Source organism: Deinococcus puniceus (genome assembly GCF_001644565.1).
In the GTDB taxonomy this organism is placed as follows: Bacteria; Deinococcota; Deinococci; order Deinococcales; family Deinococcaceae; genus Deinococcus; species Deinococcus puniceus.
Window position 1 is genome coordinate 413122 of sequence record NZ_CP011387.1, and the last position, 11744, is coordinate 424865.

4 protein-coding genes are annotated in these 11744 nt (G+C 63.4%); all 4 read left to right on the forward strand.

The window, feature by feature from the left end; genetic code table 11:
• The first annotated feature begins 139 nt into the window (after window positions 1–139).
• The 4 genes from SU48_RS01970 to SU48_RS01985 all read left to right on the forward strand — a co-directional run bounded on the left by SU48_RS01970 (window position 140) and on the right by SU48_RS01985 (window position 11744).
• Complete coding sequence (locus tag SU48_RS01970; protein ID WP_231881658.1) at window positions 140–3028, forward strand: DUF11 domain-containing protein; 2889 nt, start codon at window positions 140–142, stop codon at window positions 3026–3028.
• Window positions 3029–7915 carry a TonB-dependent receptor gene (locus tag SU48_RS01975; protein ID WP_197474670.1) on the forward strand — a complete coding sequence of 1629 codons (4887 nt, stop codon included), beginning with the start codon at window positions 3029–3031 and terminating at the stop codon, window positions 7913–7915. It begins immediately after the preceding gene.
• Window positions 7916–7988: 73 nt separating this feature from the next.
• Window positions 7989–10853 (forward strand): SdrD B-like domain-containing protein, encoded by a 2865-nt coding sequence (locus SU48_RS01980; RefSeq protein ID WP_064013782.1) that lies wholly within the window; start codon window positions 7989–7991, stop codon window positions 10851–10853.
• 153 nt (window positions 10854–11006) lie between these two features.
• Window positions 11007–11744 (forward strand): uracil-DNA glycosylase, encoded by a 738-nt coding sequence (locus tag SU48_RS01985; RefSeq protein WP_082869615.1) that lies wholly within the window; start codon window positions 11007–11009, stop codon window positions 11742–11744.

Consider the following 11744-nt stretch of genomic DNA (forward strand, 5'->3'; position numbering starts at 1 on the left):
TCAACTTGCCGTCGCTGGCATGATTTGTCTTTGAATCCAAATAGTTCCCGACAACACGAGACTTCCTTTTCTCAACACTTCTTAACACTTCTCAATACTTCGGAAGATCAGACCATTCAGTCCATTTCCGGGAGGCACTGTGCGAAAACCCCTTGTGTTCAATACGCTGGCAGCCTTGGCGCTGGCCCTCTCCAGTTCTGCGTTTGCTGCAGGCACACCCGCCGGAACCGTGATTCAGAACCAAGCGTTCCTTGAATTCTCGCCCAACCCTGGCCAGCCCCCGCTGGTGATTCCGTCTCTTCCAGTCGAAACCACCGTGCTGCCCGTCTGCTCGGTCAGTGTGCTGCCCAACGGCACGCTCGCCGCGCCCGGCCAAAGCTACAGCCTGCTGCCCGGAGAGGGCGCGGTGCTGCGCTACGTGATTGCCAACACGGGCAACACCAGCAACACGCTGGGGCTGCAAGTGGTCACCGACGCCGCCTCGCAGTTCACGCCCGGCGACCTGAGCCTGCACATCGACGCGAACGGCAACGGCATCATCGACGCCAACGAACCCGCCGCCACGCAGATCACGCTGGCCGCCGACCAGACCGCCGACGTGCTGGTGCAGGTCACCACGACCTCCGCCGCACGTGGCAACGCCTTCCTGAACCTGATCGGCTCTTGCGCCACCAACATCACGGGGACGGCAGGCGAGCGCGACGACAACAATGTGGCCCGCGTGACCGTTGGCGAGCCGCCCACCCTGACCGTCACCAAATCCTTCTCGCCCCCCAGCCTGAACCCCGGCCAAGAAACCACCGTGACCGTCACGGCCCGCAACACGGGTGCAGGCGCTTCCCGCGAAGTGCTGATCACCGACATGATCAACACCACCGCCATGAAGGACTTCACCTTTATCGGTGGCAGCGCCCGCCTCCTCGACGCGCAAGGTGCGGCCCTCGGCAAAGTGGAATACACGCCCGACGGCACCGCGTGGCAGGCTGCCGAGTCCATGCCTGTGGCGGGTTTGCGGGGCCGGATCTCCAGCCTCGCGCCCAACGCCAGCGCCGTGCTGACCTTCCGCCTGCGTGCGCCCCTGACCGAAGTGGGCACGCGCCGCAACATCGCCACGCTCATCAGCGGCGACCAGACCGTAGAAGCCCCTGCCGACGTGACCGTGAAGTACAACCCCGAAATTGCGCTGGGGCCAGTGGGCAACCCGCGTGCGCTCACGGGCGGCGAAGGGAGCGCCAATGACCGCCAAGTGAAAGACGTGGCCGTGTTGGGTCAGGAAGTCTGCTTCGTTCAGACCGTGCAAAACCTCGGTGACCGTGCCGACACGCTGACCATCACGGGCCGCCTGCTGATCGGGGAAGCCACGTTCCGCTTTACTCAAGTGGGCGGCGCACCGATTGCCGAGCCGTTCCAGATTCCGGCCCTCGCGCCGCAAGCCACCCAAGATTTCCGGGTGTGCGTGACGCCCAGCAAAGCGGGTGCCGGTGCCGAAGCCTTGCGCCTCGAACTGACCGCCAAGAGCAGCATGGGAGCCGCCGACAACCTCACCATCGACAGCATTCTGACGCTGGTCGACAATGCCCTGAAGCCCGTGAAATCGGTGGACGTGGGCGACATGAAACTGGTGAAGCCGGGCCAAGACCTGAGCTACACCCTGACCTTCACCAACGCCCAGAGCTTTGCCCTGACCAACGTGGTCGTGCGCGACAACCTGAACGTGATTCAGGTGCTGGACGCCGCAGGCAAGCTGACCCGCACCGACACGCTGGAATTCGTGAGTGCCGATAACGGCGGCGTGCTGGAAAGCACCGAAGCCGTGTGGCGCTTCCCCAGTGTGGCGGCGGGCCAGACCCTCACCCTGAACCTCAAGACCCGTGTGCCTGCCACCAGCCCCGACGGCTCCAGCGTCGTGAACGTGTTCACCGTCGCCAGCAGCGAGATTCCTGCGCCCGTGCCCTCCAACCCCATCACGAACCCCGTGTTCGACCCGGCCAACCTGACGCTCGTCAAGAGCAGCACGCCCGCGCTGGTGTCGTTCGGTCAAGAAATCACCTACACCTTTACCGTGACCAACAAGAGCGCCGCTGCCAACCTGACCCTGATCGAAGTGGTGGACAACCTGCCCACCGGTCTGGTGTACGTGGAAGGCAGCAGCACGCTGGACGGCGCGGCCATCACGCCCACTGTGTCCGGCCGCACCTACACCTGGCAGATTCCTGGCCTCGCTGCGGGACAAGTGGCCGAAGTCCGGTTCCGCGCCCTCGTGACCCCCGAAGCAGGCACCGAAATTCGCAACAGCGCGGTCGCCACTGCCATCTCACCCGGCGGCGTTCCTACCGCACCCACCCCTCCCAGCAGCACCGTGACCAAAATTACCCCCGAAAGCATCTTCGGACGCAACACCGCCGACATCGTGGGCTACGTCTTCCTTGACCGCAACCGCGACGGCATCTACAACAAAGGCTCGGACGTGCCTCACCCCAACGCCCGCGTGATCTTGGCCAACGGACGCATCGCCCTGACGGATGTCGAAGGCCGTTACCGCTTCGGCAACGTCATGGAAGGGACGGTGGCTGTGCGCCTCGACCCCAACAGCGTCATCCCCCAGAACCTCAGCATTCCGCAAGATGCAGGCCTTTCCGGCAGCCGCCTGGTGTACGTGCGAAACCTGACCAGCATCGACTTCCCCCTGGCCCCCGACGGCGGCGACATCGCCGTGATCCGCGACACCACCCTGCGCGTGAAAGGTGGCCTGCCCGAAGCCCAGAACAGCTTCATGGTTCGCAAGCAAGTCTTTACCACCGAAGAAGCGGGGGTGTACCGCGTCCAGCTGATCTTGTCGGCCAGCGCAAACCTCCCCGCCTTTAGCCTCACCGATCCATTGCCCGCCGACGCTGCGCTGCTTGACGGCCAGAACGTCCTGAATTTCGACACGCTTCCCAGTGGAGAACGTGCGGTCACGTACCGCTTCCGCTGGGCTGGCGATTCCAAAGGTGCCGTCACCGACCCGACGGCCAGCTGGAGGTACTGAGTGAAACGCGCTCTGACAACCCTGACGGCGGCGCTGCTGAGTACAGCCGTCGCACAAGAAATCGCAACTTCTCTTCCCCTGACCAGCGTCGGCAACAAGCTGATGTGGACGGTGGGCGACCAAGACCTGAAACTGGTGGTGGGCCTCGGCTCCCGCGTTCAGCTCGACGTGTACGGCGCACAGTTCGACCCGCAGGACTACCGCAGCGACGATTACTTCGGCGATGAAAACTACTCGACTGAGCGGCCCAAAGCCCCGGTGGCCAGCACCTTTACCCTGATCGATGCCAGCGGCGCAGTCGTCAAAGAGCAGAACTTCGGCGTGGGCGCACAGGACTGGCAGACGTTCCTGAATGCCGATCTGCCCGCCGGAGATTACACGCTGCGGGTTCGTACCGAGGGCAACGGCAAAAATACCTTCGCCTTCCGGCTGAACTCCATCAGCGCGGCCATCGAAGCCAAGCACCTGAACGTCACCATCCGCTCGAACGACTGGGTGCCTGCGCTGAACGTGGTCAACCCCGGCGGCGAACTGGGCATCCGCATGTACGACGGCGACGGTGCGGGCGAGCTGGAAGCCGAACTGCGCGACGCGGCGGGCAACGTCTACCCCCAGAAGGTCAGCGGCCAGCTGGAGTGGGACGACATCAAGGTGCCTGCCGAAAAGGGCAACTACACCCTGTACCTGCGCCAGCCCGCCAACACCTTCCAGTATTCCAACTCGGTGGGCTTCGAACTCAGCACCGGCCCGATCAAAGTCGTGGTGGCCGATACCACCGGACGCCTGGAAGTGCTGGCCGAACTGATCTTGCCCGACGAAGTGTTGCCCACGCAGGCCACCGTGACGGTAGGCGACCAGAGCTACAACGTGAACGGCTCGGTTGGCCCGCTGACCGTGCCCGCCAAGGACTACCCCGTTACGGTAGCGCCGATCAAGGGCGCAGTCGTCACCGTCGACAAAGAAACCGTCACGGTGGTCAAGAAAGAAACGGCTCAGGTGAAGGTGCAGGTCAAGCCCGACGTGGCGCTGTCCTTTACCGCCGACAAACCCGAAGTCTGTGTGGGCGACGTGGTGACCTTCACGGCCCGCGCCACCACCGAATTCGAGCGCCAGACCCTGCCCGCCCAGTTGCGCGTGAAGTTGCCCGCAGGCTTTACCGCCGCCGGAGAAACCACCGCCACCGCCCGTGTAGATGCCGCCAACCCCGGCGTTCTCACCTTCGAGGCCAAAGCCGACGCGGCAGGCAGTGGAGACTTTACCGCGACCCTGTTGCCGTGGAACAAAACGCAGGCCCTCGGCGTCAAGGTGCTGCCCACCGCCACGCAAATCGAGCTTCGGCGTGCGGCGTTGGCTCCCACTTTGGCCGGAGAAGTGGTCACGGTCAGCCTGACGGTGAAGAACACCAGCGGCGTGGACGCGCCCTACACCCTTACCGACGCTCCCGGCGAAACGCTGGAAGCCCTCGATCCGGTGGTCTTTAGCGGCACGCTGAAACCCGGCGAAGAGCAGACCCTGACCTACCGCGCCCGCGTGCGTGGCGACGCCGGAGCCGAAGGCCAATTGAATGCCACCCTGACCAGCAACTGCGCCAGCAGCCAAACTGTCGGCGGCGTGCTGGGTGTCCAGACACCGCCCCCGGTGGTGGTGGCTCCTACGCCTGTGGTGTCGGTGGCCCGCGAAAGCACCGTGCGGATTCCCTTTGACGCACCCAAAGCGGCCACCCAGATTGTCGTGGCGCACCAGCCGCCCGCCGACTCGGTGTATGTGCCCGGCACCAGCACCCTGAGCGGCAAAACCATTGCCGATCCGCAGACCGGCCCCAGCGGCAAGTTCTACTGGACGACCCCCGGTGCGGCCAGCGGCGTGCTGACCTACCGCGTCACGCATGAGGGCAACCTGCCTGCCCTCGCCAGCCCCACCCTGATCGGCAAGTACGCCAAAGACCGCCTCGAAGTGTTGGTCGGAGACGGCCAACTCGATGACCTGAATACCCTGACTTCCATTGCCCAGAGTGCGGCAGCTGTGAAGGAAAACGACGGCGCGGTGAAGTTGCCCCTTGAAGGCGCAGTCTTCCGTGACCGTGACCGGATTACGATTGCCGTGCAGGGCGACGTGACCGACAAGGCCCTGCCCAGCGTCAACGGCGTCCCTGTGGAGGCGGCCACCCTCGGCAAAACTGTCGTGGACGCTTCGGGCACCAGCCAGCGTCAGGAATACTTCGGCATTCCGCTGCGCACCGGCGAAAACACCATTACCTACGGCGGCCAGAGCGTCAAGGTGTTCCTGTCGGGCAGCCCGGTGGTGGCGCAGTTTACGCCCCAGCAACTCGTGGCCGACGGCACTACGCCTCTACGTGTGGGCATCCGCCTCACCGATGCCGCCGGAATCACCACCGCCAGCTCCAACGTGACCGTGCAGGTCGACCTCGAAGTGACGCAGGGCGACAGCCAGCCGCGTGTCGGCTCCTATCAGGTCAAACTGACCGACGGCGTGGGCGTGCTGGAACTCGAACCCCTCAGCGCCCCCACCAGCTTCACGGTGCGCCTGCTGCTCGGAGAAAAAGTCATCAGCCGCTCGTTTGAAGCGGTGCCCAGCAAGACCCGCGTCGGCATCGGTATGGTCAGCATAGGCGCGATGTTGCAGCAGGGCGGCGACCTCGGCGGCACCATTGCCAGCGAAGCCCGCGCTCACGGCTACTTGGAGACCCCCATTGGCGACGGCAAGTTGTACGTGACCGCCAGCGGCGCGGTGACCGGGCAGGGCGCGACCTTCACCCGTGACCTCGGCGTGAAGTTGCCCACCAGCGCCAATCCGCTGGAGCGTTATCCCAACTACGGCGATTCCTCCAGCGAGCAGATTCCGTTGCAGGGCATCGACCCCATCGCGGCCCGCTACGAGCACCCAGCCTTCAATGTGCAGTACCGCCAATCCGCTGTGCCCGTCGATGTGTTCAATGTCGGCGTCACGCCCACCGCTCTCAGCGGCTTTACCCGCAGCAATCCGCAGGTGTCGGGCTTCGCGGCCCTGCTCCCCGCCGATCTGGTCACCAAAACATTCGCGGCCAACGGCACCCGCATCCTGAGCCTCGGCAGCAGCGACCTGCAACCCGACAGCGAAACGGTGGAACTCATCACCCTTGACCGCCTGACCGGAGCCGAGCAGATTCAGACCCTGCGGCGCATGACCGATTACACCGTTGATCCGGTGGCAGGCGTGCTGTCGTTCCAGCGCCCAATGAACCTCGTCGATGAGCGCGGCAACGAAGTGCGTGTGCGCGTGTCTTACCGCCTGAACGATCCTCTCGGCGAGCGCCAGTTGGCGTGGGGTGTGCAAGCCGGAGCACGTTTGGGCGAGCACCTGAAAGTCGGGGCCGCCGTGGTTCAGATGGACAGCGTGACCTCGGTGGGAGCGCGTGCCCAGTACGACGACGGCACCAGCCGCGCCGACGTGTTGGCCGCTTACGCCGGATCGGGCCTGCTCCTGAACGGCACCGCCAGCGCCCAAACCGACCGCTTCAGCGCCAGCGGCAGCGTCCGTCTTCAGGGAGACGGCTACACCGGCCTGAACAGCGTCAAACCCGGCTTGGCTGTGGCCGCCGACGCCACCTACAAACTCACCGACAACTTTGGCGTGAACGCACGCGGCACCTACCACCGCGACGCCGACACCAATGGCGATCCCACCGACGATGCCACTGGCGGCACTGCCGACCTGCGCGGCCTGTACACCTTCGCCCCGTTTACGCTGGGTGCGGGCATCCGGGCAGGCATCGGCGATCAGCAGGGCTTCGGCGTGGTTGGCAGCGTGGGGTATGCACGCAACGGCACCAGCGTGACTCTCGATCATGCACAGGGCCTCAGCGGCGACCTGCCGACGATTACTACCCTGAAGGCCAGCGTGCCTGTGCTGGAAAATGTGACGGCAGAAGCTCAGGACGTGTACACGTGGGGCGTCGGCCACCGCGCCTCGGTGGGCCTGAAAGCCAAATTGGGTATGACCAATCTGGCCGTGAACTACGACCTGCCTACCGCCGACGGCGCAGGCAACCGCGCCCGCTTCGGCGCAGACACCGCTTTCCCCCTCTCCGACAAGCTGTCGCTGGGGCTGAACGGCAGCTACGTGATGGACTTGGCGGGCGACGAAGACGGCTGGAATGCCGGGGCCAGCCTGCGCTTCAAGGAAGATCGTCTGAGCGCCACGCTCGGCGGCGACCTGAGCAACACCGGCGACGGATTCCGCGCTGTCCTGAAGGGCGGAGCCACCTACAGCCTGAACGACGAATGGACGGTCAGCGCCGACGGCACCCGCGTCTTTGCCGAGACCGCTGCCGAAAGTGGCACCGCGTTTGCCGTGTCGGGGGCGCTACGGGCCAGCCAGTGGCAAGGCCTCGCCTACCTGCGCTACAAAGACGGCGTGCTGTCGGGCGGCAAACCCGAAGTGATCGCCGAAGCCAACCTTGAGTACCATGTGCCCAAATACGCCGTGCGCGGTGGTCTGGCGGCCCGTTCGCTGCTCGATACGCCCGGCAGCCTCACCTATCAGGCGTCGGCCAGCGGCACGTATTACGTCACAGACCGTTTGGGTCTGGGCCTCGCCGCCCGCGCCCTCGTGCAGCCTGCCACCAGCTACAGCGCCCTCAGCGTGGGTGTAGAAGGCAGCTACCGCGCCCTGCCGGGAACTTGGGTCACGTTGGGCTACAACCCGCTGGGCTTTCAGGGCATCGGCACCAACATCTACACCCGTCAGGGCGCGTATCTCCGCCTTGACCTGATGCTCGATGATGGACAACCCAACGGCGTGGCTGTGGGCAATGCAGCCCCAGTTGGCGGCCAACCCGCCCTGCCTGACGCTTACGCACCCACGCAGCCTGTGGTCAAGGAGCCTTGAAGATGACCACTCGCTTGTTGCGCGGCCCTGCCGAGAATCAATCCCTACTACGGAGCTTCTGGAGAAACGAGACATGAAACTGAATTGGTTGCCTGCTGTGTATAGGCCAACATTATCCCCGCGCCTGGCCCTGCGCCTCGCACTTCTCGCGCCTCTGGTGGGCGGCGTGGCCTCTGCCCAATCAATGTGTCAGGCCAACGGCGGCACTCTGGAAATAACCAACCTCGTGACCAATGAAAGTCGGGGAACCTTCGGAACCTTGGGGGCTTTCTACCGTGATCTAGAGCCTGCGAATCGGCCTGGAGCGCCTTATCAGTTCAGCAGCACCACGCAATTCGACTCTTTTGGCAGACCCGGCGTTCTGGTGCTCAATCAGAAATATACAGTGACTTCCACCTTCGGCAGTGGGGCCAGATTAAATTCCTATGGCCCTTGGCAGGCCTATCCCGGCCATACCACGGGCAGCGCCGATGACGCCTATCTGGCCGTCAACGGAGCAGTCTCGCAGGCGACCTTTTTGCGGCAGCCCGTAACGCTGAAGCCCAACACCACCTACGAAGTCGGGTTGTGGGGCCGTTCTCCCCACGCCGCCAACTCTATCTACGGTGGGCCGGGCGGGAGTGCGCAGCTTGCTATTACCGTCGATGGTTTGGCCACAGGCACAACCACCGATCTGCTGCGAGGCGAAGATTGGGAACGCGGCTCCGTCATTTTCAACTCCGGTAACACCACCAGTAGTACGGTGTTCTACAAAAACATTTCGACCGCCGATGAAGGAAACGACTTTTACGTCGATGACGTGTACTTGCAGGAGTGTGTGCTGCCTTCAGGTTCCATGACGGGTACGGTGTACCAAGATAGCAACGCAAACGGCGTGCAGGACAATGGCGAACCGGGTATCGCAGGCGTGACCATGAAGGAAACAGACCGCAACGGCTCCACGTCGACGGTGGTCACGGACAGCAACGGCAGGTACACCTTTTCCAACCTGCCCGTTCTCAACAACGCTTACAGAACTGACGTGGTGGCAAGCTCGGCACCGCTTCAGGGCCTGATCGCGACCACCCCAACCTCCACAACGGGCGTCAATGTGGTGGCCAACAGCACCGTACCGGGTGGCAATTACGGCTATAAGCCCCCCAACACCCAGACCGACCTCGCGGTGTACAAGTACGTTGATCTCAATCACCCCGACTTTCCCAGCCGGGATCCCGCTATCAGCCAGTACTACCGGGGCGACACGGTGGCCTATTACTACGAGGCGTTCAACAACGGCCCGAACGCTGCCGATGGAGCGAAGCTGGTAGATGCCCCACGTCAGGCAGGCCAACTGAGCTACTTGACTTGGACGTGTACGGCCAGTGGCGGCGCGCAGTGCCCCGCCGCCAGTGGTACAGGCGCGCCCAACCTGACCTTGCCCAAATTTCCATCGGGCGGCAAAGTGGTCGTGCGCTACTTCGCGGTAGTCAATGTGATTGTGAGCCAGCTCTACAACACAGTGACCATCACCCCGCCAGTCACGGTTATAGACACCAATCCCGCCAACAACAGCGATACGGTATACATCTGCGCCCACCTGATTCCCGACCTCACACTCACCAAGACCAGCAACGGCCCTTGGACGGTCTTGCAGCCCGGCGCGACCTACACCCTCACGGTGACCAATAAAGGCACGGCCAGTACAGGCGGCGCACTGATTACGGTAGAAGATCTCCTGCCTGTGGGCATTGGCGCGGCCTTTCCCAGCGGGTTTTCTCCTGCACCGGGCTGGACGTGTACGTACCAAGGTGAAGCCGAGCAAGGCAAGGGCGTTGGTCTGAATCCCTTCGAGGCCCAGCGGGTGCTGTGTACCAGCAGCGTGTCTATTGCCGTGAACGGTGTCGTGAACCTGACCTTGCCCGTCAACGTAACGCCCAATGCCACAGCCACCGTGTTCAACCGCGCTAGCGTGGGTAAAAGTAACGACCCGGATCCCCGCCCTAAAGCCGAACTGTGTAATAAGACGTCTTACCCCTGTGCCGTAGACACCACCACCGTCAGCCCCCGCCCCTTGCCTCCTGTCGCTACTTGCCCGGTGGGTACTCCGGTCAATCTGCTGGCCTCTCCTCTGGAAGCCTACGTGTTCCTCGATAACGTGACCAGCGAAACACCCGCCACCTTGATCGCCAATGCAGCGGCGTACACCGTTCCTACTACGGGCAGCTTCATCGTAGACGGCAGCTATTTCTTCAACAACGGCGTTGCGCTGAACAACGCTGCCAGCCTGCCCAGCACCCTACAACTCGTGATCAACGGCACCGTGTACGCCACCTTCCTCACCGAGGCGGGCTACAGTGGCCGGGCCAGCGTCACGGCCCAAAATGGAGCGACGTTGGTGGGCGGCACTGCCACGACTGCCCTGCAACTGAACCGCACCAGCACGACAAACATCTGGGTGCAGTTGCCCGCCAGCGTGACCAGCATCACCGATGCAAAAGTGATCTTCAAATCCACCAGCCCCGGCACCGAAGCCAGCGACGACTACTCCTTCAGCGTCAAATCGATTTACGGCTGCTTTGCGCCCAATCCTAAAGCCACCGTCACCAAGACCGCGCAGAACATCACTGCCAACGGGCCTGTGGGAATCACCGGCACCGGCAAGCCCGGCGAAGTGTTGGAATACTGCATCACCACGACCAATACGGGTAATATCGGCCTCGGCAAACTCGGCTTCGGCGACAACGTGCCCGCAAACACCGCCTTCAAGCTTGGTGCCTACGGCGCAGGCAGAGACATCCGTGTCACCTACCCGGCCCCCCTAGCCGAGGCTTTCCTGACTGCCGCCGCCGACGCCGATTTGGGTGTCTTGGCTGCCGGACGGGTCACGGTGAACCCAAGCAACTTTGTGCTGGCTCCGGGCAAGGCTTACACCGTCTGCTTCCGCGCCACCATCGGCTAAGCTTCCCCTCTTATCGCGGGCCGCCCTCTGCACTGGGGCGGCCCGTTTGCTGCCGGGCTTTAAGCTTTCTTGACCCTGCGCCGCGCTGGACGCGAACCCACATTTCCGGGCAGGGGCAGGCAGGACACTGCCGCCACAAGGAGTTTGCCTGCCATGAGCGACCAACCCAGTCTGTTTGACGATGCTGTTCCTGCTGCCGCTAGTGCCCCTGCCGTACCCCTGCCCGGTGATTGGGCCGAAGTTTTGAAAGGCGAAACCAGCCAGGCTTACTTTCAAAACCTGATGACATTCTTGGCACAGCAGCGAGAAACTGTCACCGTGTACCCGCCCCCAGAAGACATGTTTACGGCACTAAAGCTCACGCCTTACGCGGGTGTAAAGGTGCTGGTACTGGGCCAAGACCCGTATCACGGCGCGGGGCAGGCGCACGGCCTGAGCTTCAGCGTGCGGCCCGGTGTGCGCCCGCCGCCCAGCCTCGCCAACATTTACAAGGAACTGCGCGACGACGTGGGCTTTCAGATTCCCAAACACGGCTCGCTGACGCCTTGGGCCGCGCAGGGCGTGCTGCTGCTGAACGCCGTTCTGACCGTCCGGGCCGGGGAAGCCAACAGCCACGCGGGGCAAGGATGGGAGAAGTTCACCGACGCGGTGATTAAGGCCGTGAACGCCAAGCCGGAGCGGGTGGTATTCGTGCTGTGGGGCGCGTATGCCCGCAAAAAGGCCAAACTGATTACCGGGCCGCAGCACACCATCATTGAAAGTGCCCACCCCAGCCCCCTCAGCGTCACCAAATTTATGGGCAGCAAGCCGTTTTCGCAGACGAATGCGGCGCTACAGGAAGCTGGCCTGACGCCCATTGAGTGGCAGTTGCCCATGCAGGCCGAAGGCTGA